This is a genomic window from Phaeobacter sp. NW0010-22 (assembly GCF_040365955.1).
Lineage (GTDB): Bacteria > Pseudomonadota > Alphaproteobacteria > Rhodobacterales > Rhodobacteraceae > OMPR01.
This window is the reverse complement of the sequence record NZ_BAABWT010000002.1, coordinates 362788-388164: the sequence shown is the minus strand read 5'-3', so window position 1 is coordinate 388164 and position 25377 is coordinate 362788. Positions and strand designations below refer to the sequence as shown.

Here is a 25377-nt window from a genome sequence, read left to right as displayed (position 1 = left end):
AAGCCCGGAGCCAAACCTTCCTCGACCTATGCAACTAAAGTTTAGATTTAGCCCAACTGCATCTGGTCGGTCATGGTTATCTGCATGTATTTTCTATGTTTGGGGCCTTGAATAGTGGGGCTATGAAATGAAAACGGCCTATGCGTTCGGAATTGAACGCATAGGCCGTGTTTTTCTCTCACGAAAGAACTTTGGCGTAGGTTTGTGATTAGTGGCAAGCCGGGCGCGTGCCGGGCAGCAGCACTTTGTCCACCACATGGATCACACCATTGTCGGCCTGAATATCCGCGATGACCACATTGGCCATCTGGCCGGTGCCATCGGCAATTGTTACCCCGTCCGCACTTGCAGTGATGCACAGGCGTTCACTGGCCAGAACTGGTTTGAAATAGTTGGACCCGGACGGGATCATGTCTGCCGTCAGTTTGCGGTCATCAACATGATACAGCAGCACGTTGGTCAGCTGGCCTTTGTTCTCTGGCTTAAGCAGGGTTTCAACCGTGCCCTCGGGCAAGGCAGCAAAAGCATCATTAACTGGAGCATAAACGGTGAACGGGCCGGGACCGGACAGCGTTTCGGCCAGGCCTGCAGCGGTGACGGCGGCAACGAGTGTCGAGAACCGATCATCGCCGGCTGCGATCTCTACGATGGTGTTGGCCTGTGCAGTGGCAGCGGAAAGGCTGAGTGCGGCGGCGGCAATTACGCTTTTGATTTTCATCTTCATGGTACGTCTCCGTGTCGATGGGCGTGGTCTGCCCGGTCTGAATTAATGTTCGTATAGGAGATACGCCGGGGCCCGACTTATGGATCAATCGTTCACGGTTTTGCGGCCTAAATACTTGAAAAAAAAGAACCACCAGAAAACTGGTGGCTCCTAAACACGTATTTTTTGTAGATATAATTCTAGATCCTAAACAACGGCTGTAGCAGCCTTGGAACCAGCGCACGAAACTGCAGCCGCGCGTCCGTGGCCGCCAGGCAAATGCAGGGATCGCCCGGATCGGCAACCGGTGTATGTTCCAGATCCTCGTCTGCGATCTCCAGATCACCGACCCCGAAACGGCCAGTCTCATCACTAAAGCTGCCCTGCAGAACGAGTGTCAGTTCAAGACCATTGTGGCTGTGATCGGGAACTGCCTGTCCCGGCGGGATGTAAAGGAGGCGCACGGATCCGTTGGAATCCGCTGAGAGAATATCCTGACGAACGCCCATGCCCAGTTTTTTCCAACGTGGCGCGCGGCCCTTCATCGCCTCCATCACCGGCCCAGGGAACATCCCGTTGCGTTCGTAAACCGGTTCTGGCGTGTAAGATGCGTCCAGCTGTGCGAAAATACTGTCTTTGAGAGACGATGAAACGGCGACTGCAGCGGTTTCTTCTAGAACGGCACCGCCGACAGCTTGATGCGCTTCCAGCGCAACACGGCACTGTGGACAAAGCGACACATGGCTGGCCACAGCGACAGCAAAAGCATGTGGAAGATTGCCTGCCGCATATGCTGCAAGCATGGCGTCAGGAATATGGTGTTTTATGGCACTCATTGTTTGAGGTCCTTCAACTCGTGTCTCAGGCGTTCCAGGCCAAGCCGGATCCGCGACTTTATGGTTCCAAGGGGCAGGCCGGTCTGGGCGCTGATCTCCTGATGGGTCAACTCGCCCAGATAGGCTTTTTCAATCATTTCGCGCTGCTCGGGTTTGAGCGTGGTAAGCGCTTGTTTCAAGTGTCCGGCTTCCTGTTCTATGCCTAAAATCTGACTGGCATCGGGTTCTGACCCGGGATCTTCTTTCAGTTCCTCTGGCATCGGACGATTTTCTTTTCGCGCGATGTCTATCTGTCGGTTGCGGGCGATTTGATAAATCCAGGCGGATACTTGGGCTCGATGCGGATCAAACATTGCCGCCTTGCGCCATATCGTTAGCATCACGTCCTGAACAATTTCCTCGGCCTGATGCGCTGATGCGCCTGAGCGGATGATGAATCCCTTAAGTCGTGGGGCAAAGTGATCGAACAACGCCGCAAATGCGTTTCGATCACGATTGTCCCGAATGGCGATCATCCATTGGGTCTGTTGTGAATAGTCGGTTTTACTTTGTGACACAGATGTTCTTTCGTGACGACGCACCACAGAGGCATGCCGAGAGCTGCGCGGGATATCAAGAGTTTGTGTCAACATACCCGTAATACGCGGGCCTGTGAAATGCGGATCACATTTTTTAGATTTTCTTCTGTGAATGGTACCAAAACCCATAGAAACACACAGGCATTTGGCCAAATCGGAGGTCTGTTTGCACCCGCCGGAGTGTCTTGGATCTGGCGCATACCTTGGGGTCGATCCGCTTTAATCTTTCAACTGGAAACAGCGCTTCTATGCATCAACGATGGTGGGATGATTGTGTCACCAGAGCTCAAGTTGGCATTTAAGCGAACCCGAAACGGATCAGATTGATGCAAAACCGCTATTCCGCTTCGACCTTCAAAACGACCGTGAATACGCGCTCGAGAAGTCAAAACAATCTGACATCCGAAACAGCGATGTCCGCTTGAAAAACGCGGCCTACTGCAACGATGCCGATGCGACGCAACTTAGGGGGATTGAGAACTTTGTCCGTCTTGTGAGGTACAAAGACCGAAAAGGGAAATCGCATTGTTGTCCAATATGACGGTGCCCAAAAAGGCGCTCGGAAGGATTGCCATGGCCGATCAAGATCATCTGTTCGAAGCCGCAGGTCATAAGTCTCATCATTGCCAAAGACATCAATCTGGATGCCGCCCCAGTGGTTTGCATCCAAACCTGAACTGTCCCGCTTCAGATCTGATGCCATCTGAATGAAGCCACCGTTGTTTTCCAGCGAGACCTTTCCGGTCAGTCGTGTCGCGCTGCGTCCACCCACAACCTGATCGGAAATTTGACCGCTTGAGATACCGCCCATGACTGTATCAGCAACAAATTCCCAGGTTGTTTCTAGTTTTGACATACAGTCGGTCCTTTCAATGTGGTCTCAAACCAGAGTGTGCGCATCAAACTGTTGTTGATATTGGCGTTGGTTGTCACGGATCGCTACGAGGCGTCTTTTGACAGCGGTTACAAAAAATCGAAGCGCCGTCTTTCACCGGATCTTTGGAAACGCAATTCTGATCAAATGGTCATTTCGCCCATTTCCTAGTGCCGCTTTATTTTTGCGGATTTGCGGCTTTAACGCCAAGGCGTGCAGCAAGCCGCGAGATTGTCGGACGGACCACCAGGAAGCCTCTGTAGGAAAGCTCAATTATGGGCAGCACTCCGGGAATGCTTGCCAAGCGGAACGCCCACGTCCAACCAGGAGCGATACGCCAGATTTCGGCAAAGGCTATTGCCCCTGAAAGGAGTTCCCCGTTCGCCCTGCGCACATGAAACCGGCTCATGGCGTCTTCGACTGTAAGGTCCGATCTTAGGTCGACACCTTGCGCGGAAACGTCGACCAAATGTAGTTTCCCTGCACCTATCTTCGACGCATAGTGATTGATCTCTGCGGTGCAAAGTGGGCAAGACCCATCAAAATAGACGATGGGCGGGTCATCTGCGATGCTGCCATGCGATTTTGCCTGCAATAAGATGACGGCTTCTTGTGTATTCTGCATCATTATTTTCCTTTGTTTATCAACGAAAAACTGCATCGGGTGCTTGGTTTTCTCACCGCATCAGCGGGCCTCATAGGCTGCGAGAGCCCTTTGCCGTCCTTCAGCAAGTCCGATAATCGGGGTTGGGTAAGGATCATCCGGTGACAGCCCCCAAGCACGCGGACAGGCATCGAAAAACGCCATGGCTTCCGGGCCGGGGTCCGATGCTTTCTCGGCCAGATATCTTTGAATGTACGTCTGCTCCGCGTCGAATTTTTGGGCCTGCGCTTCGGGGTTGAAAACGCGGAAATAGGGCGCGGCATCCGGTCCGCTCCCTGCAACCCATTGCCATCCCAAGGCGTTCGCTGCGGGGTCCCAGTCAATCAGACACTCTTCGAACCATTTCTGTCCAATACGCCAATGCTTGAGCATATGTTTGGTGAGAAACGATCCAACAATCATGCGGCCACGATTATGCATGTGGCCTGTGACATACATTTCTCGCATGGCAGCATCGACGAGGGGGACACCTGTCCGGCCCTGTTTCCATCGCAAGACTGCTTCGTCCTCGTGGTCCGACCAAGGGAAGGCATCCCACTCGGATCTCCAGTTTTTATGAGTGATTTCGGGGGTGTGAAAAACCAGATGGTAAGCAAATTCGCGCCATACGAGCTCTTTCAGGAAATGCTCTGCTCCTCTTTGGCCTTCTTGAAGCGCGCGAAACCCAGCATGCCAGACCATTCTTGGCCCGATCTCCCCCCAGGCCAGATTTTCAGACAGGCGGGAGGTTGCGTTTTGCGCCGGAAAGTCGCGGCGATCCTTGTATTCATCAATTGATCCGCGCAGAAAATTGGCCAGACGCGCATTGGCCGCAGATTCGCCAACATTGGCATGTTGGGTCAAAACATGTGCCCCCCGATCCATATCTTTATCGAGCGCCCAGTCTTGAAGTTGGTCAGAGTCTGGCCAGATCTCGGGCGCTAAAAGGTGCTGCGGCGCGGGGTCGGGTGGCGCAACATTCAGGTCTTTTACGGCTCGCCACATCGGGCTGTAGACCTTGAAGAAACCGCCCTGCTTGGTCTTGACTGCCCAAGGTTCGAACAGAAGGTGGCCGGGCCAGCTTTTCGCCTCGAAACCCGCGTCTTTCAGTTTCGTTTTGACCTTGGTGTCTCGAACAATTGCGTTGGGATCGTAGGCACGGGTCCACCAGATGTCACCTGCGCCAGTTTCTTGCGCCAGAGCGAGCAGTTCGTCTGCAGCTGTTCCGCGACGCAAGATCAGCTGAGATCCAACTTGCTTCAGGCTGTTTTCAAAATGTTCAATCGCTTGAGACAGGCGCCATTTCGGAGCCGCTCCGAAGGTTTCTACAACCTCATCCAGCAAGACCACTGGAATGATCGGGCGCCCGCTTCTGCTTGCTTCAGAAAGTGCTGCGTGATCCGCAAGTCTGAAATCTTTGCGAAACCAGATAATGATGGGTTTTGAATTGGTCATCTCTACGCACTTTTTTGATCCTACTTTCAGTACGAAGAACAACCAAAGATGGTTCAAAAAACAGTTTGGATCTTGTTTGTGATCTTTGTTTGGGTCTGATCCGTAACATCACCAAAGACATACGAGTAACCCGATTACCACGCGGGTGCAGATCTCATGAGGTGTTGATCCGTGCGAAAAAGCGAATTGCCAAGTAAAACCTGTCAGGTGTGTTCCCGTCCGTTTTCGTGGCGTCGAAAATGGTCGAGATCGTGGAGCACCGTTCGATATTGTTCCGAACGCTGTCGCAGGTCGCGAAAGGCAAAGGTATGATGATGCATCGTGCGCTTGTCATTGGGGCGTCCGGAGGGATTGGTGCGGCGCTTTGCTCGGCTCTCGTATCTAGTGGCACCGAGGTGACGCGGCTTTCACGCTCTGCCGACGGGTTCGATGTTACCGATCCCGCAAGCGTCGAAAGTGCCATGAACGAAATCCATGGATCATTCGATACTGTCCTAATTGCCAGCGGCATTCTGGCCCCCGAAAGTGCGCGACCCGAGAAGTCGCTCGCTGAGATTGAGGCAGAAAACATGGCGCGGGTCATGGCGGTGAATGCCATTGGTCCGGCGCTGGTTTTGAAAAACCTGCCACGGCTTTTGCCACGAGACTCGCGTTGCGTTGTGGGAGTTCTCACCGCGCGCGTTGGTTCAATTAGCGATAATCACCTAGGCGGCTGGTACAGCTACCGGGCAGCAAAAGCGGCGGCCAATCAGATTGTGCGCACGGCCGCGATTGAGATTGCAAGAAAGCGAAAGCAAGCCATTGTTGTCTCTTTGCATCCGGGCACGGTGGATACCTCGTTTACCAAAGCCTATCCTGGGCATTCAAAGGTGGCACCAACCGAAGCCGCCGCGAACCTTATAACGACCCTTGATCAGCTATCACTGGACCAGAATGGTGGCTTTTTCGATTGGGCAGGGAACCCTGTCCCATGGTAAAATCGCGTCTTATCTTGGTTCTTGGTGACCAGCTCAGCACGGGCATTTCTTCCCTGCGAATGGCTGATAAAGAGCGGGACGTGGTCATCATGGCCGAAGTTTTGGCAGAGGCGACTTACGTTCCGCACCATCCCCAAAAGATCGCGCTTGTTCTGGCTGCAATGCGCAAATTCGCGCTGTCTTTGCGAGAAGATGGTTGGACAGTCGCCTATAGCAAACTCGATGATGAGGCCAACACGGGGTCAATTCCGGGCGAGCTCGTTCGCCATGCCTCAGAATTTGGGGCGGATGAAGTCATTGCCACGATCCCCGGTGAATGGAGATTGATAGCGGCACTGAACGAACTGCCGCTTGTCGTGCGCCAGTTGCCCGATGACCGCTTTGTCACGTCACCCATAGAGTTTGCAGACTGGGCGGAAGGTCGCAAGGAGCTGCGAATGGAGTGGTTCTATCGGCAGGTTCGGCGCAAAACAGGTCTGTTGATGGAGGGAGACGCACCAGCGGGTGGAAAGTGGAACTATGACAGCCAAAACCGCAAGCCTGCCCCAGATGACCCCCGCCCTCCGGTATCGCCTGAATTTCAACCCGACGCTATTGTCGCGGAGGTGCTTGAGCTCGTCGAAGACCGTTTCGCGGAGAATTTCGGGGAGTTGCACCCCTTCGTGTTCGCAACGGATCGAAAACAGGCGCTTGTGGTTCTGGATCACTTCATATCTCAGGCGCTTCCGCGTTTTGGTGACTATCAAGACGCCATGGTGTCGGGTGAGCCGTGGCTTTGGCATGCGGTCATCTCGCCATATCTCAACATCGGTCTTCTGCAACCAATGGAAGTTTGCCAACGTGCTGAGGAAGCATGGCGTGCAGGTACCGCGCCACTGAATGCAGTTGAAGGGTTCATCAGGCAGATTATTGGTTGGCGTGAATATGTGCGGGGCATCTATTTCTTAGAAGGCCCGGAATACACGTCACGAAATGCGCTGGACCATAGTCGCCCGCTTCCTGCTTTTTTCTGGGGCGGTGAAACACACATGCGCTGTGTTCGCGAAGTTGTGGGTCAAACCCGAGATCACGCCTATGCTCACCACATCCAAAGACTGATGGTCACGGGCAATTTTGCGCTGCTTGCTGGCCTTGATCCAGCCGCGGTGCACGAATGGTACCTGTCCGTTTTTGTCGATGCGTTCGAATGGGTCGAAGCGCCCAATACCATTGGGATGAGCCAGTATGCAGACGGCGGGGTGGTCGCATCCAAGCCGTATGTTTCATCGGGCAACTACATATCTAAGATGTCCGACTATTGTACGGGCTGCCGATACGACGTTAAAGCCAAGACCGGGGCGCAAGCTTGTCCCTTTAATCTTCTCTACTGGCACTTCATCGAACGCAACCGGGACCGCTTTGAACACAATCCCAGGATGGCCGTCATTTACCGAAATTGGGACAAGCGTGATGCAGGCCAACGAAAAGTGGTAATGGATGATGCGGCGGATTGGTTGGGTCGGTTGGACGCGGGCGAGACTGTATAAGCACCTGAGCTAGAATTTGGGTGCAGCAGCGATGTCAGCTTTGGTCAGAAGAGCAGACGTTTTCTATCGTTGGATGAAAGACAGCTAAAGACTGACACCCGTCATGTAAAAAGTCGATGTTAGTCTCTAAGACGGTGACCTGCGCGTTGCGTCGCTTCAAGGTTGCTTCGATCTCAAAGGGTATGTTCTCTTTAGGGCATTCGAGAACAAAACGAACTATAATAGATGTGGATCTTTTTGGATCGGCTCTACGGGTTTTCTCAGTTAAAATGGGCTAGCGGCAAATCTGAGACCCATGTTTTTTGTTTGGCAAAAAACGTCCCCAAAAAAGAAAGACAAATGTGATGCTCTTCAATCCCGAGAACCACACCAAAAGCGAACGGCACATAAAAATCTACGCATACTGCGAACTGGCGTACACAGTGGTCGACTTTTCCGCCGCCGCGCTTTTCGTGGTAGGAAGCATTTTGTTTTTTAGTGAAGCGACAGTGATCGCTGGCACGTGGTTGTTTCTGATTGGGTCAGTCTTTTTTGGTCTCCGCCCTTCGATCAAGCTTTTCCGGGAGCTTGCTTACTTGCGCATCGGGGACTTTGGAGATGTCGCCAAAACCCTGAAGTAACGCCAGAGCGGTCGCCCCTCCGAAGCGGTTTCATGCCGTATTGTCATGCCGATTGTGGGACTTTGCCAAGGTTGCACAATTGCGCATCGCTGCTGCCGCAGAACCGAAGATCATAATCCATAGTGAATGACACACTGCTTTCGGGGAAACCGACAGAAGATTTTGCGGGCATACCAGTTTCGCGCTACCCCTCCAGCCGCGCGCCGGTTTCTTGGTCAAAGAAATGTAGGTTCGATGGATCAACGCGGAACTGAATAACCTCCCCAGTAACCGCATGGTGCACGCCCGGAAGACTCAGCGTGAAGGCATCATTGCTCCCCGTGATCCGCCCATGCAGCAGGGTATTTGCGCCCAGAGGTTCACCCATTTGAACTGTGATGGACAGCGGTCCACTCGGATCAGGGATGATGTGTTCGGGACGGATACCGACGGTCACTTTTCCATTGATCTTTAGATGCGTTGGCAGTTCTGCATCACCAACTTTCAGACCATCAGACGTGATTTCCCCGTCCAGAACATTCATCGACGGGCTACCGATGAATTGCGCAGCAAATAGGGTTTGTGGGCGTTCATAAACTTCGAGCGGGGTTCCTATTTGTTCGGCCCGCCCTGCGTTCATCACGATCATCCGATCCGCCATTGTCATCGCTTCGACCTGGTCATGGGTCACATACATCGAGGTGATGCCAAGACGGTTTTGTAGATCGCGGATTTCGAGGCGCATCTGCACGCGCAGCTTTGCATCAAGGTTTGAAAGGGGTTCATCAAAGAGGAATACAGCCGGCTCACGCACAATCGCGCGGCCCATGGCAACGCGCTGGCGTTGGCCACCTGAGAGGTCGCGGGGGCGGCGATCCAGGTAATCCTCCAGTTGCAGAAGAGCAGCGGCTTCATCGACTTTCGCGTCGATCTCAGCTTTGGGCAGGCCTGCGATTTTGAGGCCATAGCCCATATTTTGGCGCACTGACATATGCGGGTAGAGGGCGTAGTTTTGAAAGACCATGGCGATGTCGCGATCCATAGGCTCAAGCTCGTTCACGCGCTTGTTGCCAATCTGAATCTCACCCTCGGTGACGGATTCTAGCCCTGCCACCATGCGCAACAATGTGGATTTGCCACAGCCGGACGGCCCGACAATGACGATGAATTCACCGTCTTCGATATCGGTGCTCACGCCATGGATCACCTGCGTGGAGCCAAAGCGTTTGATAACGTCGTTCAGAGATACGGTTGCCATAGGTCCTACTTTTCGCTGTCCACGAGGCCGCGGATAAAGAGTTTTTGCATTGAGATGACGACAATCACCGGGGGGATCATCGCAAGGATCGAGGTTGCCATGATCACCGGCCATTCCGCCACATCATCGCCCGACGGGAACATCTGTTTTATGCCCATGACGATCGTATTCATTTCGGGATCGGTGGTGATGAGGAGCGGCCAGAGGTATTGGTTCCAGCCATAGATGAAGAGGATCACAAAAAGCGCCGCAATGTTTGTGCGGCTCATAGGGAAGAGGATATCGCGAAAAAATCTCATCGGGCTTGCACCGTCAACACGAGCGGCTTCGGCCAGTTCATCGGGGACTGTCATGTAGAATTGACGGAACAGGAAAGTGGCTGTGGCCGAGGCGATGAGCGGGAAGATCAAGCCGCCATAGGAGTTGAGCATCCCGAAGGAGGCGACGACCTCATAGGTGGGTACGATGCGCACTTCGACCGGGAGCATCAGCGTGAGAAAAATTAGCCAGAAAAACAACATTTTACCGGGGAATTTGAAATAGACGATAGCAAAGGCCGAGAGCAGCGAGATTATGATTTTGCCCACGGCAATGCCAATCGCCATGACGAGCGAGTTGAGCAGCATTGTTGCCACGGGAACGTTGACACCGGAGAACAACGCCTGGCGGTAGTTATTCCAGAATTGGTCGCCAGGCAGGAGCGGCATTGGGGGCTGCACGATTTCGGGCTGGGTGACGGTGGAGGCCACGAAGGCCAGCCAGATCGGGAAGAACACCACCAACACGCCAAGGATCATCAATGCATGGCTGAACCAGAGGCTTGCGCCCTTCTTTTCGACCATGCCGGGGGCGGGGTCGTTGCGAAAATTCTGGGCTGTATCGGTCAATAGTGCACCCTCCGTTCTATGAACTTGAACTGGAAGACGGTGAGTGCTCCGACGACGACCAAAAGGATTACGGATTGTGCGGCGGAAGAGCCGAGGTCTTGACCGACGAAGCCGTCTGAGAAGACCTTGTAGACAAGGATCGTCGTGGACTGCTGTGGCCCGCCGCTGGTGATAGTGTGGATCACGCCGAATGTTTCAAAGAAGGCATAGACGATGTTCACGACCAGCAAGAAGAAGGTGGTGGGCGACAGCAGCGGAAGGACAATGGTCCAGAAACGGCGCCAGAATCGCGCGCCGTCGATTGCCGCAGCTTCAACTACCGATTTGGGGATCGCCTGAAGCGCGGCAAAAAAGAACAAGAAGTTATAGCTGATGCGCCCCCATGCAGAAGCCACAACGACGAGGCCCATGGCCTCTTCACCGTTCAGAACGTGGTTCCAGTCATACCCCAGTTGGCCGAGGTACCACGATACCACGCCAACGCGGGTGTTGAACATGAACAGCCACAGCACGCCGGCAATTGCGGGGGCGACGGCGTAGGGCCAGATCAGCAATGTGCGATAGATGCCTGCGCCTTTGATCAGCCTGTCCGCCACCACGGCGAGAAACAGCGCGGGGATCATGGAGGTGAGGGTGACGAGGGTCGAAAAGATCGCCGTCGTCAGGAATGAGGTGCGGTAATAGGGGTCTGACAGCAGATATTCAAAGTTGCCAAGGCCGACGTATTGCATCGACAGGCCGAACGGGTCGGGGATGAACAGGGATTGCCAGATCGCTTGACCTGCAGGGTAGAAAAAGAACACCGCCGAAATGATGACCTGCGGCGCAATCAGCAACATTGGCAAAAGCCAGCCTTTGAAAGTAACCCGTTTTTCCATGAAAGCCCGCCCCAGACCTGTGCATTAGAATTGCAACGGGCGACCCCGAAGGGCCGCCCGTATACTCGTAGTTTTATTTATTTGTTGGCTTGCTCAAAGCGGCGCAGCAGTTGGTTGCCGCGCTCAACAGCGCTGTCCATCGCGGTCTGTGCGTCTTTATCACCCGCCCAAACGGCTTCCAGTTCTTCATCAATGATACCACGGATCTGGTCAAACGAACCGAGACGGAGACCTTTGGAGTTCGATGTCGGATCGTTTGTGGTCATCTGAATGACAGCCACTTCTGTACCAAGGTTTGCCTCGTAGAACCCGGCCTCGCGGGTTGCGTCAGCGGCAGCCTTGGTGATTGGCAGATAGCCCGTGTCCTGATGCCATTGCGCTTGAACCGCAGAGGAAGACAGATACGAGAGGAACTGTGCGGAACCTTCGTATTCAGCTTCTTCGTGGCCTTCCATCACCCACAAAGATGCACCACCGATAATGGTGTTCTGTGGGGCATTGCCAACGCCGTCCCAGTAAGGAAGTGGGCGCACGTCAAATGGGAACTTGGCTTCGGCTTTGATACCTGCGTACCCAGCGGAGCTTTCGGTGAACAACGCACATTCACCAGCGCGGAAGTTTGCGCCACCTTCATTGCGGCGACCCGCGTAGAAGAATTTGCCAGACTGCGCCCATTCACCCATCGCTCCAATATGTGCGACCTGTGCTTCACCGTTAAATGATAGCTCGGTGTCTGTGCCCGCAAATCCATTCTCTTGCGTGGCAAACGGGACGTCATGGTACGCCGAGAAGTTTTCGAGGTGAATCCAGCTCTGCCATGCGGTCGTCAGCGGGCAGGTGCTGCCGCCGTCTTTCAGCTGTGTTAGCACTTCGCCCACATTCTGCCATGTGGACAGATCTGTGTCAGGGTCAACCCCTGCGGCTTCGAATGCATCGCGGTTCACCCACAAAACAGGCGTGGACGCGTTGAATGGCAGTGATAACATTTCGCCATCTGTGCTGGTATAATAGCCGTTGACCGCGCCGATATAGGCGTCGGGATCAAAATCAGCGCCGGATGCTTTCATTACTTCAGTCACTGAGCGCACGGCACCTTTGGCGGACATCATCGTCGCGGTACCGACTTCGAATACCATTAGGATTTGTGGCTGCTCGCCCGCGCGGAACGCGGCGATGCCTGCGTTCAATGTCTCCGAATAGTTGCCCTTGTGGGATGCAACGACGGTGTATTCGTCTTGGCTGGCGTTGAAATCTTCAACTTGGGCAGCAACCAGTTCGCCAAGGCGTCCAGTGAAGGCGTGCCAGAAATGGACTTCGGTTTGTGCTGCTGCCACGATTGGTGTCAGCAATGTTGATCCGGCGACCAATGCGCCGACTGCTAGATTTTTCATGTGTTCCTCCCAGGAATCGCAGTGGGCTTGCAACCTGCTGCTTTGATGGTGCTAACGCTATCCGAGTGTTCGTATAATTCAAGACTATTCTCTGGCTTAGTTTTATAACATAACGTTATAATGTTCCTTGGCATTGGATCCCGCTATGACGACTCGACCCAGACTGAGACAGCTAGAGGCTCTTAAATCTGTAGTAGATCACGGTAGCATGACACGGGCCGCACAAAGTTTAGAAATATCGCAACCCGCCGTCAGTCGTTTGCTCGCGGATTTATCCCATGGGCTTGGCTTTACACTGCTCAAACGTAAGAACGGTCGTTTGGTGCCTACGCAGGAGGCGTCCTATATCCTGCCCGATATTACGCGCGTGCTTGAGGTGCTCAAGAACATCACTGATACCAGTCAAAACGTGCACGACAAGACGGCGGGGCATCTGAGTATTGCCTGCCTTCCGGGATTTGCCACAAGTCACTTGCCCGCTGTTGTTACCGAATTTCTAAAGACGCGCCCAGACGTCACGATCACCCTTGAACCAGATCGTCCAGAACGAATCCTCGAGTGGATAGTCGGTGAGCAATATGATTGCGGCATCACAGACGGGTTTGACGGCCACCCAGCTATTGAAAGTACGACGCTGAATGTCCGAACGGTCTGCATCTTTCCCAAGGGACACAGGTTTCAGGCGCTCAAAGAGGTGGACGCGAAACAGTTAGACAAAGAACGGTTTGTTCACACGCGCCGTGACAGTAATTTCTATCGAAGCCTAAACGACGTTTTCCGGAAAGCCTCTGTGAGCCCGATACATGTTGTTGAGACACGTCAGTTTACGGCTGCGTGTGAACTTGTTGCGCAAGGGGTTGGCGTGTCTGTTGTAAGTGAACTTGATGCGCGAACTTATGACGGTCGACTAGATTTTCGCCCCTTCGCTCCGAGGGTTCCGCATCAAATATCTCTAGTAAGGCCGATCCACAAACTTCCCTCAAAAATCACTTTAGATTTCCTTGAGAATTTCAAGGCAAGCTTGAGTGAATTTGAAGTCTGAATAAGGTGAAGGCTTAGAAAGAGGGAATAAGGGACGGCTGGATATTAGCGCACTTGCCGCGAAGGCTGGGATAGCCTGCGGTGCGCAAATTCACCAAGCAACCTCTCTTGCGGCGGTAGCAAGCGCTTGGGAAAATTCCGTTTCCGTATGGTTCGAGAATTCCATATCACATTGCAGCGGAAAGGCGGACATTTGTGCAATCCGCAGCCAACTTGATAGGGGCTATGATCGGCTTCAGCAGGATTGGCTATGCAGGACATTCTAACAGGCAGACTTTAGAAACGTTGCAGGCCAAATTTCTACGCCCAATGAAGCGCCTCAATTTCAGAGCTGCTCTTATTTCAATTTCCAAACGATCCCGAACCGCCGGGTACTTTTTGGCCAGCACATCCGAATTGGAAACCGACATTGCAGTGCGCTTTTAAACGCTCCGTCTTCTCCGATGTCCAAGCTTCTGGAGCGGTCACCTCAACCCATGGGTCAATGTAATCCCGCGCGTAGTATGCATGACCGTGGCCCGGAGGGGTGCCGAAAGCCAGAGCCATGTCCAAGGCGAGCTGAAATTGGGTGACAATGGGAATGAAGGTCAGGTGTTCCGACACATCTTCTGCGGGCGGATCGTTCATCCACGGGGGTGCACGCCAAAGAGAAAAGGGATCATAGAAAACAATCGGATCACTTGAATACTGAAGAAACACGATGCGCATGCTACCCCATTCGGCCTCGGCTTGTGTCGGGGTCGAAAAATGAGACGCATAGCGCACCAGCGAACCATCCCCGATTGTCGGTAACACCCAAGGGCTATCTGGTCGGCGCGCGTTTTGAACGTATTGCCAGAAACCGGAGGTAAAAGGTGGGCCGGCCCAGAACGCACCGTCAATTGGGTCGCCGACAAGTCGGAACAAGTTTGTGGCATACATCGATGACCATGCTCCGAGACTGAGGCCGTGTACATAAAGCCGCGGTCGGTTCTCTTTAGGCAGTTTCATCCAGTACTCGTGAACGACTTTCAACAGCGCAGTGGCTTGGTCTAACCCGGTCCGGGTTTCGAGGATCAGTGCAAGCGGTGACTGCAAGTATGAGTACTGGGCGCCTACAGTCGCGATATTCCCGTTATGCATGTATTCGACGGGATCATGCGCGCCGGGATCCATCCAGCCTGTCCCGGTGGGGCTTGTAACTATAAGAACCTCGCGTTCGAATGCTTTAAGCCGTTTCAACTCAGCTAAAGCGAGTTCAGCTCGTTCTTCAGGTGTTTCGCCGTTGGCGCGGCCAACATAGACACGGATAGGGTCCAGCGCCGGTTTGCCCGTAAAGGCGGAAATCGCATCGGCATCCGGTCCGGTCATGATGAAATCCCTGCCAGGTCGCCCAATGGCTTTCCAGTCGACCAACGAAGAAGCGGAACCGGTCTTATTCGCCTTGGCTGGTGGAGGCGGTGCAACGTCAAACAGTTCTTGCGCAATTTCGTAGCTCTCATCAAGCCAGGTTACGGCAAGATCCAGAATACCATCACGAGTGACGACGAACAGGATCAGAACAACGGTAGCAGCGCCGAAAACGTTGGCCCGTCTCATGGGCATAAAGCGGTAAAAGTGTCGCCGGACCCACAGGAACAGCTCTCGAACCAATATTCCAATAATAAAAATAACTGCGAAAGTGAGCAGCGCGGAAATCAAAATCGTTGCAAGATACTGTGCTTCAGCTGGCTCCATTTCCATCTTGTTTCGGAGATCGTTTTGCCATGATAGATTGAATGTGACCGTCCAAACCATCAGTATCACCGCGGTGACTGCCAAGACCATATCGAGAAGCCTGGCCGGTCTTCCTTGCAAACGGGGCATATCGGCGGCTTGCCAGATAAGACCGAACGTTTTTCCGAGCAGATAACCCAGAGCAATGAGCAGCCCACCAAGAATGCCTTGCACCATAGGCTCGCGTGGGATCAATGACGGGGTCAATGAAGCCGCAAATAATAAAACACCCATGAGAATGCAGGGAATAGACACTCCGGAAATCAACGAATGGACCCTAGTCACCGATTGTATTCCCCAGCTTTGCCAGAAGCGTTCAAGCACCCAAGCCTAATTGTGTTCAGTGAATACTTCATAACGAACAAGGTCACAAATCTCCTTCGAACTATTAGAGGATTTCAGCCTGGCTGACATCGGATCAACGGTCTTGGGTCTCTTTCTAATGCTGAGGCTGAACCATCGTGCGCGCTATTGCTTCGGCCTCCTAGATCAGCCACCTGCGCGCCCTTAAGTACAACCACTATAACATACTATGTTGGATTGGACGTGCCCGTCAAAGAAACGTCGAGCTATATTCTGGATGATCAGAGCAATGCAGACGAATTGGCGCAACTGACCCGCTCTGGTTCGTTCAATCAACGAATTTGCAGCAAAGCACTTGAGCCTGTCCTCAACTGCGCCTGGTCCGTTTGTATGAACCGTCGCGAACGGCCCAACCTTTGTTTTCGAGCTTGGCCTAGCGCATTCGCCCTTTAAACGGCATGGTCAAATTCGCAGTCGCCGAGTCAAATCCACTGTTCTGACAGAATTGAAATTGTTTTCTCCGCCCTGATCACAGTTTTCCCCGATTACCTTTTCCGCCGCTACAAGCAGGGCAAGCGGCTGGGGCATGAAATCACTCTTTTCAATGTGTGGTATGAGCTGCGTTGGGGGCTGACGGCCTGCGCTATTCTTGCGATTACCTTGATTACCGTGATCTTTTATTTTCACCCCTCAACCAGAAATGTTTCGGCATCTTTTCGAACGGTTTCGGTTCTGTCTGATCGGGTAGGGCGAGTTGCCGAAGTTTATGTCAAAAACAATGTTTCTGTGAATGCGGGCGATGCCATCTTTCGTCTCGACACCACACGTCAGGAAGCCGCGGCAGAGACCGCGCGACGCCGGATAAATGAGCTTGACGCTGCCTTAGAGTTGGTCGTGACGCAAATTGCGATAGCAGCGGCACAGTTGACTGCAGCAGAGGCAGATTTAGCGCAAGCACGGGATGATTTGCACCGCCGTACCGTGTTAGCTGATCGCAACAATGCGGTTGTCAGCGAGCAGGAATTGGAACGATTGGAAACGGCTGTAAACCGGGCTGAAAGCCAGAGGGACAGTGCTAAATCCGCTCTTGAAGGTGCGAAACTACAACAGACCGATGTCATACCAGCTCAACAGGAAAGCGCCCGTGCCCGGCTGTTCGAAGCCGAGACCGAAATCTCATTGTCGACGGTCTATGCAGAGGTTGATGGCACCGTGAAGCAGTTTCTTCTGAAACCGGGTGATATCGTGAACCCGATTCTTCGACCTGCAGGTGTTCTTGTACCCGAGGTTACGGGACAAGGTCGCTATGCAGCGGCGTTTGGACAGATATCTGCCAGCGTGTTGAAGCCGGGGATGTTAGTAGAAATCACCTGTCCGTCGAAGCCTTTGACCATAATCCCGACGTTTGTTGAGGAATTGCAGGGTGTGATCGCTGCTGGCCCCCATTACGCTTGCGCTGATCGCTGTCATCGTCGCCAACGGGTTGGCGATCGGCCATCTCGAAGGATGGAAACGTGGCGACGCCCTGTACCACGCTTTCATAAATGCGACGACGGTGGGTTACGGTGATTTTCGCCCAACACTAGGTATTTCCAAGGTACTTTCGGTTTTCAATGCCTTTTTGGGCCTGCTATTCACCGGGATTTTTGTGGGAGCCGGTGTCTATGCCGTTGAAAAAGCCTTCAACGTGTTCGCGCAAGTGCCAAACACTCACTGATAGACGGAAACATCACCCAAACTGAGCACCTTAGCGAAACTCCACATTAAAAGCGGTTATTGGTTTGTGATGGTCAAGAGTTCTGATCGACACAGCGCAGGACACGGCCGGGTGGGAGCTTAGTGGTATGAAATACTGTGAGTGTTTGGTTCGAAGGATTGCACAGAGCTGTTGCAGAGCCCGCGCATTTGAATCTTGCGACGGCAACAAACTATTAGGCAGCAAGGTCCGCAAGCCAGTCATGGTGCGACGTGTTCGAAAGCACATGCCAGACAATAAAACAGAGCGTTTCGAATACACCCAAGCCGACCTTGGGCTGGTCAAAAATTGATGATGGCTATCAATGTGGCCTCAAAGACTAAGTTGGTCGCTCCATTCTATTACTCCATCCGCTCCATATCCTTCAGTTCAAAGCTACTATCGAGCAAGCTCGGTTCGGGTCCGTAAACCCGCGCGAGCAGGAAAAATCGGCGGTCCGGATCGGTAGGAAGCCAATTGCATTCTTTCCCCGCGGGTGCTGTTGGCCCGAAGTAAATGTCAACAGAACCGTCATCGTTCTTGACGACAACAGCCATGTTGGGATCAATCGTGCTTGGCTCGATGTCACGCAGATAGGACGCTGTTTCCAGATCGTAGGTTGTGATTGACCAGAAATCGGGCACTGGAACATTGGAGGGTACGGTAATTCTGTAGTTGCGGTCGCCTTCAAGCCACTCCCCATCCGGTGTCTCGGCTAGATCGAGGTAGTAGGTTGCGGTCTCGTAGTTCTTAACGCTTGTGATGATCGCGTAGTAAAGCGCGCCGCGTGCCACGTAGTCTTAATATGATGGGTATTCTTAGTGCCATTCCGTCTCTCGCGACCCATCAAGGACAAGCGCTGACCACTTTTTCCCTTCGAACACAAATGGATTGAGGACACGATGGTACTGGTCATCATGTATTCGAGTGCTTCAGGGCCTGCGGCGTTGTAAATCGCTTGCAAGTCAGCATCGGGTTCGAAGGGTTCGTTGCGCTTGATACCGATGCGCGCGAGCGCACCCATCATCGCAAAGTCGTGGTCCAACACAACTTCTTCGCCAATCATCTCGTGGATGTGGCCGTAAATCGCACCATCCATCTTGGGCGTCATTTCCAGTGGTGCGCTATAAACATCCACGTAATTCGTTGCGGCCTCCCCACCGGCTTTGGAGAGCGGATAGACTTTGATTTGCTTCGTCAATGCGCTGGCTTCAGCAAGGTTTTCTTCGGTCGGGCCTCCGGCGATAATCGGGCGAAGCACAGAAAAACCGAAATTCGTTTCCGGTTCATAGACCAGTGCATTCCTGAGCAGCGGACCATCATAATTAGCTGGTACTAAAAAGTATTTTGCCCCAAGGCCGTGGTCGCGACCCTTTGAGCCTACATCGTCGAGTGGGCGTTGCCATGCGTCCATGACGGTGCCAAAAATACCAATCCCCTCGACTGACGCAGGCATATCGAACACAACTGGTCCGTAATTGATATTCCAATACGCGTGAATATAGGGAGTCGTGTTGTTCGGCGTTGCGGTTTGGAAGCGCCAGTCCTGAACCTTGGAATTATATTCAATGTCGTTCGGTTCGACCCCAGCTTGGGCTAGGGCATCGATGTAGAATTTGAAGTTCATCAACGGCATGACCCAGACAGTGGCATCAACTGCGCGGTGATAGGTCATGCGGTCTGCGGAATTGGAGGTGGACGGGTCAAAACCCTCCGCTTGACCTGCACTCGCGGGGATCATTCCGAAAGCCAATGCTTTGACGGTTCCTAAAACCTTATTCCGGCCATGTAGATATTCACTTTACAACAAGTGTCTGTTTCTCAAATGCCCTGCTAGGAGTATACTCAAAATTTGAGTTATCGCACTTGTTTTGCCCCACGATGAATGACCGCTATTGGCCGGTTTTGGTCCCTGGCGGACACCTATTGAGGCTGATCAGATAACTGACTTTGGCTTTTTGGTGCGAAGTCAGGCGCGACAACGCTGCATAGAGCGCCTAGCGACCTCCTGCATTTCCCCCATCAAACAGACCAAGAGGTTTGGAGAGCGAATACCCAAGGTCAATTTACGCTTTGGGTATGCAAGGGTTTTGCTTGAAAAAGGCTAAGGGGGATACGTTGTCCATGACATTAACAGAAAAACCGGCACCTTCTGGCTTAACATCAGGTAGAGTGTGTCGACCGGCAAGTTAGCCCCACACTGAGTGAAGTCATGCGCAGCTAAATGACCGTCATGATTTCTCGAACAGGGCGATGATCGCCTGATCACCCTTGTTTGGGCCAATCGCCAGGTCGCCGTAAATCCGAACCTTTTTCAGGACAAGGTTATGAATGCGCTCTGCCTCAAAACCTTTGAGCACCGCATCAAAACCCATGGTTTCAAAGTGGCTGGCGTTGATGGAGATCGCAAACTGGGCGCCGTGGCGGGCGACGCGCAACAAGGCGTTCAACGCGTCAGGACCGACATGGCCGTGGGTAAAGGTGCCAGAGGAGACAACGCCGGAATAGCTTTCACGGGGGACAGGAATGCCGGCGTTCAGGTCGGCTTCGATGGCATCGCGATAGATATCTTTGCGCATGGCCTGATCCAGCATTTCCGCGCTGATGTCGATGGCGTCAATTGGACCGACCCCGAACCCGGCAAGTACCCCGCCACACAGCCCTGTTCCGGCGCCAACATCCAGCACAGGCCCTTGGCCCCCAGCGCCGACAAAGGCGCGGGCCGTATGGGCGGGCAGCTGGTAATCTTCGCGCGTGGCAAAGCTGTCATCGTAATCGCCGGCCCATTCAGCATAGAGCTGTTTGTTGTCGTCGGATGATTTCAGCCCGTAGGCGGCGTTCAGGTTGGGTGGTGTTTTGCTCATCTTTTAATCAAGGCGCATCCGGGGATTCGAATCAAGCCTATCCTTCTCTTGCATCTGGGGCGGCGCGCGATCATCAAGGATGCATGACAGGCACATTACTTTCTTTTGGGCACGGCTATTCGGCGCGTGCCCTTGCACGTCACCTTGTCCCGCAAGGGTGGCAGATCACCGGCACAACGCGCAACGTTGAGCAGGTGGGCCTTATTCGCGACTCTGGTGCCACCCCGGTGGTTTGGCCCGGTGAGGTGCCCTCCTTGGATGGGGTGACGCACATTTTGATCTCGGCCGCGCCAAGTGCCGAGGGGGATCCGGTTCTTGGCGCACTGCGGGATGAGATCGCGGCCCGTGCGGGGCAGTTCAAATGGGTGGGCTATCTGTCCACAACAGCGGTTTATGGCGATCACCAAGGCGGGTGGGTGGATGAAACAACCCCCCCGACCCCGACCGCCAAGCGTGGGCAGTGGCGCGTGTTGGCCGAAAAGCATTGGAGCGCGGTTCCCAACCTGCCATTGCATATCTTTCGGTTGGCAGGAATTTATGGCCCCGGACGCGGTCCGTTTTCAAAGCTGAAAGGCGGTGGCCAGCGCCGGATCATCAAGCCGGGTCAGGTGTTTTCACGCATTCATGTTGAGGATATCGCGCAGGTTTTGGGGGCCTCGATGGCCAACCCAAATCCGGGTGCGATTTACAATGTGTGTGATGATGAACCCGTACCGCCACAGGACGTGATCGGATATGCCGCTGAATTGCAGGGCCTGCCATTGCCACCCGCCGTTCCGTTTGACGAGGCGGATATGACACCGATGGCGCGTAGTTTTTACAATGAAAACAAACGCGTGCGGAATGATCGGATCAAGGATGAGCTTGGCGTCAAGCTAATTTATCCCAACTACCGGGTTGGGTTAGAGGCCTTGGTCAAAGAAGACTAGAGGCAGGCAAGAGCGCGTTCTGCGCTTCTGCACCTTTTAAGCCCTTTTTTCCCCGATGGTGGCAACGCCCAGAACGTCGAGCACTTTGGCTTCGATCTGCTCGGCGCTCATGCCTGCAACGCGATACATGTCGGCGGGGTTGGCCTGATCGATAAAGGTATCGGGCAGCACCATTGAGCGGTATTTCAGGCCGGTATCAAACACGCCTTCGTCGGCAAGCAGCTGCGCCACGTGGCTGCCGAATCCACCAACAGCGCCTTCTTCGATGGTGATCAGCGCCTCGTGATCTTTGGCCAGTTGAAGGATCATGTCGCGATCCAGCGGCTTGGCAAAGCGCGCATCTGCGATGGTGGGGGTGATGCCTTTGGCGGTCAGCGCTTCGGCGGCTTTTTGCACCTCGGACAAACGGGTACCCAAGGACAGCAGCGCCACACGTGCGCCGGATTGGATCATGCGACCTTTACCGATTTCCAACGGCACGCCTTGTTCAGGCAGGTCCACACCGACGCCTTCGCCGCGTGGATAGCGGAACGCGATCGGGCCCGCGTCATGGGCGACAGCGGTGGCAACCATGTGCACCAAATCGGCCTCGTCTGCGGCGGCCATCACCACCATGCCGGGCAGGTTGGCCATAAAGGCGATGTCAAAGCTGCCGGCGTGGGTCGAGCCATCGGCACCGACCAAACCGGCGCGATCAATGGCAAACCGAACCGGCAGGCGTTGGATCGCGACGTCGTGGACAACCTGATCATAACCGCGCTGCAGGAATGTCGAATACATCGTGCAGAACGGTTTCATGCCCCCTGCGGCCAGCGCCGCACAAAAGGTCACGCCGTGTTGTTCGGCAATGCCCACGTCGAAACAGCGAGATGGATAGCGTTCTGCAAACAGGTTCAACCCGGTGCCGTCGGGCATCGCAGCTGTGACCGCAACGACTTTGTCATCGCGTGCGGCTTGATCGACCAGCGCGTTGCCAAAGACGGAGGTGTAGCTGGGCGCGTTTGAGGGCGCTTTGTGCTGTTTGCCCGTCACCATGTCGAATTTGGCGGTGGCGTGGCCCTTGTCCATGGCGCGTTCGGCGGGGGCGTAGCCTTTGCCCTTTTTGGTCAGCACATGGATCAGGATCGGACCTGTTGCGCGGGCTTTGACCGTGCGCAGAACGGGCAGCAGCTGGTCCATGTCGTGCCCGTCGATAGGACCGAGATAGGAAAAACCCAACTCTTCGAACATGGTGCCACCAACGGCCATGCCTTTGAGCATTTCTTTGGCGCGTTTTGCGCCTTCGCGGAAGGGTTCCGGCAATAGCGACACCGCGCCTTTGGCGGCGGCTTTGAATTCCTGGAATGGTTCTTCGGCATAGAGCCGTGACAGATACGAGGACAGCGCACCAACAGGGGGGGCAATGCTCATCTCGTTGTCGTTCAGAATAACGATTAGACGCTTTTTCAGGTGCCCAGCGTTGTTCATCGCCTCAAACGCCATGCCAGCAGACATCGACCCATCCCCGATCACGGCAATTGCATCGCCCAATCCCTCGGGGACATTGCCGCCCAGATCACGGGCCACGGCAAAACCCAGCGCCGCGCTGATCGACGTTGAGCTATGTGCGGCGCCAAAGGGATCGTATGGCGATTCCGAGCGTTTGGTGAAACCGCTCAGCCCGTCTTTCATTCGCAGGGTGCGAATACGGTCCCGGCGTTCGGTCAGGATCTTGTGGGGATAGCATTGGTGGCTCACGTCCCAGATCAGCTTATCGCGCGGAGTGTCGAACACGGCGTGCAATGCCACGGTCAATTCGACCACGCCCAACCCTGCGCCTAGATGGCCGCCGGTTTCAGAAACGGCAGACACGGTTTCAGATCGCAATTCTGTCGCCAGCTGAGTCAGCTGCGCATCAGAAAGCTGTTTCAGATCCGCAGGGCGGGTCACTTGGTCCAGAAGAGGGGTATTCGGGCGGTCAGACATGGCGTCCTCGGGTGCTAGCTGTCGCGGGCAATAACGAAGCGGGCGGCATCCTTCAAGGTTTCAGCCTGAGGGCCGTAATCATCAAGGGCGGCACAGGCCTGATCAACCAGTTCCTGCGCACGTGCCTTGGCCGCATCCAGACCCAGCAGCGAAACAAAGGTGGCTTTGCCTGCTTCTGTATCCTTTTGCAGGCGTTTGCCCGCTTTTTCGGCATCGCCTTCTATATCCAAGATGTCATCCGCGATCTGAAAGGCAAGGCCCAAGGCGCGGGCATATTGGCGCAAGTTTTCGGGATCAGCTTGCGCGAGACGGGCCCCGGCGCAGGCAGACCACTCAAACAGGGCCCCGGTTTTCCCGGCTTGCAGGCGGGTAATTTGGCCCAAATTCAGAGGGCTACCGGCTGTTTCAGCCGCCATATCCAGCGCCTGACCCAGCACCATACCCTGTGCGCCGCTGGCTTGGGCCAGAGTCAGGGCCAAATCTGCACGCACCTCGGCAGGGCCGACCTCAGGACGAGTGCACAGCTCAAACGCCAGCGTTTGCAGCGCGTCCCCGGCCAGAACGGCGGTCGCTTCGTCCCATTTGACGTGAATGGTGGGTTTGCCACGGCGCAGGGCGTCATCGTCCATGCAGGGCAGGTCATCATGCACCAGAGAATAGGCGTGCAGCGCCTCGATACCCGTCGCGGGCCAGATCGCCCGTGAAAGATCGACACCGTGCAAGCGCGCGCTTTCCAGCACCAAAAACCCACGCAGGCGTTTACCGCCTTGGGTGGTGTGGACCATAGCATGCGCGACAGGCAAATCATCAAACGTGCTCAGGACCAGATCGAAATGATCCTGAATCTGCGCAACATCCTGCGCCAGTCGGTCTTGAAACATTTACAGGCCTTCGACAGGTTTGGTCCCTGTTGGGGTGCCATCGGCGCTGAGCGTGATGGCGGCGACTTTTTCTTCGGCGCGCTTTAGCTCGTCTTCGCATCGCTTTTTCAGCGCAGCGCCCCGTTCATAGAGCGTGATCGACGCATCCAGCGCCACATCACCGCGTTCCAACTGGCCGACCACGGCTTCAAGCTCTTTCATCGCCTGTTCAAACGTCATCTGATCAACGGGGGTGTCACTCATGTCGCGGCCTTCATCAATTCCTGTACATGCGCCTTGGTTGCGGCGCTCAGCGCGTTAAGATCATAACCGCCCTCCAAAGTCGAGACGATGCGGCCCTGACACAGGTCTTGTGCAAGGGCGCAGAGTTCGGCAGTGACCCAGGTGAAATCACCCGTGGTCCAGTTCAGGCTAGCAAGGGGATCATCCTGATGCGCGTCAAACCCGGCAGAGATGATGATCAGTTCGGGCTTAAAGGCGCGCAGGCGGGGAAAGGCCTGCGTTTCATAAGCCGCACGCATTTCGGCGCTGCCGGATTCCGGGGACAGGGGCATGTTCAGGATCTGACCGTGGGCGCCGTCTTCGTCTGGGCGTCCCGAGCCGGGCCAGAGCGGCATTTGCTGGCTGGTGACCAGCAGGGCGCGGGGTTCATCCCACAACAGATCTTGGGTGCCGTTGCCATGGTGGACGTCGAAATCCACAACAGCCACACGGTTCAGCCCGTGGTGGTCCAGTGCGTGTTTGGCGGCCAAGGCGGCATTGCCAAACAGGCAGAACCCCATCGCTGTGCTGGTTTCCGCGTGATGTCCCGGTGGACGGATCGCCGCAAAGGCATTTGGAGCCTCGCCGCCCAAAACCATGTCAACGGCGCGGATCACGGCCCCGGCACCCCGAAACGCGGCATCGATCGACCCCGGCGACAGGAATGTATCCCCATCGATCTGGGCAAAGCCGTCGTTTGGCCGTGCCCGGCGCAGGTCTGCGATGTAATCGGCGGGGTGAATGCGCAAGACGTCGTCTTCGGCGGCGAAGGGCGCGGTCACACGATTCAGGTCAAGCGGTTCCAGCGCGTGCAGGATGTGTTGCAAGCGCGCGACCCGTTCGGGATGCCCTTCGGGTGTGACGTGGTTCAGGCAATCGGCATGGGTAATCAGCGCAGTTTTCATCAAGCAGCCCTAGGATCAGAGGTTTTCAACGTCATTGTTAGGCCCTGGACCAAGAGGACGACAAGCCACAAGTTCTGTGCCCAGCATAAAGGATCAAAACCCTACGTCAGTGTTCAAAATGAAATCGCCATGA

The 25377-nt window shown here is 54.5% G+C and carries 26 protein-coding genes; 8 read left to right on the top strand and 18 right to left on the bottom strand.

Annotated elements, in window-relative coordinates; translation table 11 throughout:
- Positions 1–208: 208 nt before the first annotated feature.
- The 6 genes from ABWV33_RS06105 to ABWV33_RS06080 all read right to left on the bottom strand — a co-directional run bounded on the left by ABWV33_RS06105 (position 209) and on the right by ABWV33_RS06080 (position 5089).
- Positions 209–724 (bottom strand): fasciclin domain-containing protein, encoded by a 516-nt coding sequence (locus tag ABWV33_RS06105; RefSeq protein WP_353329480.1) that lies wholly within the window; start codon positions 722–724, stop codon positions 209–211.
- Positions 725–903: 179 nt separating this feature from the next.
- Positions 904–1539 carry a ChrR family anti-sigma-E factor gene (locus ABWV33_RS06100; RefSeq protein ID WP_353329479.1) on the bottom strand — a complete coding sequence of 212 codons (636 nt, stop codon included), beginning with the start codon at positions 1537–1539 and terminating at the stop codon, positions 904–906.
- Positions 1536–2171, bottom strand: coding sequence for a sigma-70 family RNA polymerase sigma factor (locus tag ABWV33_RS06095; RefSeq protein ID WP_353329623.1), 636 nt, complete (start codon positions 2169–2171; stop codon positions 1536–1538). Before ABWV33_RS06095 ends, ABWV33_RS06100 begins: the two co-directional genes overlap by 4 nt.
- Positions 2172–2502: 331 nt before the next feature.
- Complete coding sequence (locus tag ABWV33_RS06090; protein WP_353329478.1) at positions 2503–2973, bottom strand: CIA30 family protein; 471 nt, start codon at positions 2971–2973, stop codon at positions 2503–2505.
- Positions 2974–3169: 196 nt separating this feature from the next.
- Positions 3170–3616, bottom strand: coding sequence for a thiol-disulfide oxidoreductase DCC family protein (locus ABWV33_RS06085; RefSeq protein WP_353329477.1), 447 nt, complete (start codon positions 3614–3616; stop codon positions 3170–3172).
- 60 nt (positions 3617–3676) lie between these two features.
- Positions 3677–5089, bottom strand: coding sequence for a cryptochrome/photolyase family protein (locus ABWV33_RS06080; RefSeq protein ID WP_353329476.1), 1413 nt, complete (start codon positions 5087–5089; stop codon positions 3677–3679).
- A 171-nt stretch (positions 5090–5260) separates the two neighbouring features.
- Between ABWV33_RS06080 and ABWV33_RS06075 the strand changes: the two genes are divergently transcribed.
- The 4 genes from ABWV33_RS06075 to ABWV33_RS06060 all read left to right on the top strand — a co-directional run bounded on the left by ABWV33_RS06075 (position 5261) and on the right by ABWV33_RS06060 (position 8212).
- On the top strand, positions 5261–5401 hold the full coding sequence (locus tag ABWV33_RS06075) for a DUF2256 domain-containing protein (RefSeq protein WP_113823924.1): 141 nt from the start codon (positions 5261–5263) through the stop codon (positions 5399–5401).
- A 2-nt stretch (positions 5402–5403) separates the two neighbouring features.
- Positions 5404–6066 (top strand): SDR family NAD(P)-dependent oxidoreductase, encoded by a 663-nt coding sequence (locus ABWV33_RS06070; protein ID WP_353329621.1) that lies wholly within the window; start codon positions 5404–5406, stop codon positions 6064–6066.
- Positions 6060–7592, top strand: a complete 1533-nt coding sequence (locus tag ABWV33_RS06065; RefSeq protein ID WP_353329475.1) for a cryptochrome/photolyase family protein — start codon at positions 6060–6062, stop codon at positions 7590–7592. Before ABWV33_RS06070 ends, ABWV33_RS06065 begins: the two co-directional genes overlap by 7 nt.
- A gap of 344 nt (positions 7593–7936) precedes the next feature.
- Positions 7937–8212 (top strand): YrhK family protein, encoded by a 276-nt coding sequence (locus ABWV33_RS06060; RefSeq protein WP_251134422.1) that lies wholly within the window; start codon positions 7937–7939, stop codon positions 8210–8212.
- 184 nt (positions 8213–8396) lie between these two features.
- On the opposite strand, the gene ABWV33_RS06055 is transcribed toward ABWV33_RS06060, so the two are convergent.
- The 4 genes from ABWV33_RS06055 to ugpB form a co-directional block, all read right to left on the bottom strand.
- Positions 8397–9449 (bottom strand): sn-glycerol-3-phosphate import ATP-binding protein UgpC, encoded by a 1053-nt coding sequence (locus ABWV33_RS06055; protein ID WP_353329474.1) that lies wholly within the window; start codon positions 9447–9449, stop codon positions 8397–8399.
- 5 nt (positions 9450–9454) lie between these two features.
- Positions 9455–10291, bottom strand: a complete 837-nt coding sequence (ugpE, locus tag ABWV33_RS06050) for a sn-glycerol-3-phosphate ABC transporter permease UgpE (RefSeq protein ID WP_113824045.1) — start codon at positions 10289–10291, stop codon at positions 9455–9457.
- 41 nt (positions 10292–10332) lie between these two features.
- Positions 10333–11214 carry a sn-glycerol-3-phosphate ABC transporter permease UgpA gene (gene ugpA / locus ABWV33_RS06045; protein WP_113823920.1) on the bottom strand — a complete coding sequence of 294 codons (882 nt, stop codon included), beginning with the start codon at positions 11212–11214 and terminating at the stop codon, positions 10333–10335.
- Between the two features lie 77 nt (positions 11215–11291).
- The gene (gene ugpB, locus ABWV33_RS06040; protein ID WP_113823919.1) at positions 11292–12605 is read right to left on the bottom strand and encodes a sn-glycerol-3-phosphate ABC transporter substrate-binding protein UgpB; all 1314 of its coding nucleotides are present in this window, start codon (positions 12603–12605) and stop codon (positions 11292–11294) included.
- A 127-nt stretch (positions 12606–12732) separates the two neighbouring features.
- On the opposite strand from ugpB, the gene ABWV33_RS06035 reads away from it, so the two are divergent.
- Positions 12733–13647, top strand: a complete 915-nt coding sequence (locus ABWV33_RS06035) for a LysR substrate-binding domain-containing protein (RefSeq protein WP_353329473.1) — start codon at positions 12733–12735, stop codon at positions 13645–13647.
- Positions 13648–13988: 341 nt separating this feature from the next.
- Here ABWV33_RS06035 and ABWV33_RS06030 read toward each other — a convergent pair whose 3' ends face one another.
- Positions 13989–15725 carry an alpha/beta hydrolase gene (locus ABWV33_RS06030; protein WP_353329472.1) on the bottom strand — a complete coding sequence of 579 codons (1737 nt, stop codon included), beginning with the start codon at positions 15723–15725 and terminating at the stop codon, positions 13989–13991.
- A gap of 585 nt (positions 15726–16310) precedes the next feature.
- On the opposite strand from ABWV33_RS06030, the gene ABWV33_RS06025 reads away from it, so the two are divergent.
- Both ABWV33_RS06025 and ABWV33_RS06020 read left to right on the top strand, forming a co-directional pair.
- On the top strand, positions 16311–17273 hold the full coding sequence (locus ABWV33_RS06025; protein WP_353329471.1) for an HlyD family secretion protein: 963 nt from the start codon (positions 16311–16313) through the stop codon (positions 17271–17273).
- Complete coding sequence (locus ABWV33_RS06020) at positions 17188–17421, top strand: potassium channel family protein (RefSeq protein ID WP_353329470.1); 234 nt, start codon at positions 17188–17190, stop codon at positions 17419–17421. The genes ABWV33_RS06025 and ABWV33_RS06020 overlap by 86 nt, the downstream gene beginning before the upstream one ends.
- 380 nt (positions 17422–17801) lie before the next feature.
- Here ABWV33_RS06020 and ABWV33_RS06015 read toward each other — a convergent pair whose 3' ends face one another.
- The 3 genes from ABWV33_RS06015 to ABWV33_RS06005 form a co-directional block, all read right to left on the bottom strand.
- Entirely contained in the window at positions 17802–18233 is a 432-nt protein-coding gene (locus ABWV33_RS06015) for a DUF1214 domain-containing protein (RefSeq protein WP_353329469.1), read from the bottom strand.
- Positions 18155–19114, bottom strand: a complete 960-nt coding sequence (locus tag ABWV33_RS06010; RefSeq protein ID WP_353329468.1) for a DUF1254 domain-containing protein — start codon at positions 19112–19114, stop codon at positions 18155–18157. The genes ABWV33_RS06015 and ABWV33_RS06010 overlap by 79 nt, the downstream gene beginning before the upstream one ends.
- A 556-nt stretch (positions 19115–19670) precedes the next feature.
- Positions 19671–20303 (bottom strand): class I SAM-dependent DNA methyltransferase, encoded by a 633-nt coding sequence (locus ABWV33_RS06005; RefSeq protein WP_353329467.1) that lies wholly within the window; start codon positions 20301–20303, stop codon positions 19671–19673.
- 83 nt (positions 20304–20386) lie between these two features.
- Between ABWV33_RS06005 and ABWV33_RS06000 the strand changes: the two genes are divergently transcribed.
- Positions 20387–21232, top strand: coding sequence for an SDR family oxidoreductase (locus tag ABWV33_RS06000; protein ID WP_353329466.1), 846 nt, complete (start codon positions 20387–20389; stop codon positions 21230–21232).
- Positions 21233–21268: 36 nt separating this feature from the next.
- Here the strand turns inward: ABWV33_RS06000 and dxs are convergent, their stop codons facing one another.
- Genes dxs through ABWV33_RS05980 form a run of 4 tightly spaced genes read right to left on the bottom strand, consistent with a single transcriptional unit; the run spans position 21269 to position 25244 of the window.
- The gene (dxs, locus tag ABWV33_RS05995; RefSeq protein WP_353329465.1) at positions 21269–23197 is read right to left on the bottom strand and encodes a 1-deoxy-D-xylulose-5-phosphate synthase; all 1929 of its coding nucleotides are present in this window, start codon (positions 23195–23197) and stop codon (positions 21269–21271) included.
- Positions 23198–23211: 14 nt separating this feature from the next.
- Positions 23212–24078, bottom strand: a complete 867-nt coding sequence (locus tag ABWV33_RS05990; RefSeq protein WP_353329464.1) for a polyprenyl synthetase family protein — start codon at positions 24076–24078, stop codon at positions 23212–23214.
- Complete coding sequence (locus ABWV33_RS05985; protein ID WP_113823908.1) at positions 24079–24321, bottom strand: exodeoxyribonuclease VII small subunit; 243 nt, start codon at positions 24319–24321, stop codon at positions 24079–24081.
- Positions 24318–25244, bottom strand: a complete 927-nt coding sequence (locus ABWV33_RS05980; RefSeq protein ID WP_353329463.1) for a histone deacetylase family protein — start codon at positions 25242–25244, stop codon at positions 24318–24320. The genes ABWV33_RS05985 and ABWV33_RS05980 overlap by 4 nt, the downstream gene beginning before the upstream one ends.
- Between the last annotated feature and the right edge of the window lie 133 nt (positions 25245–25377).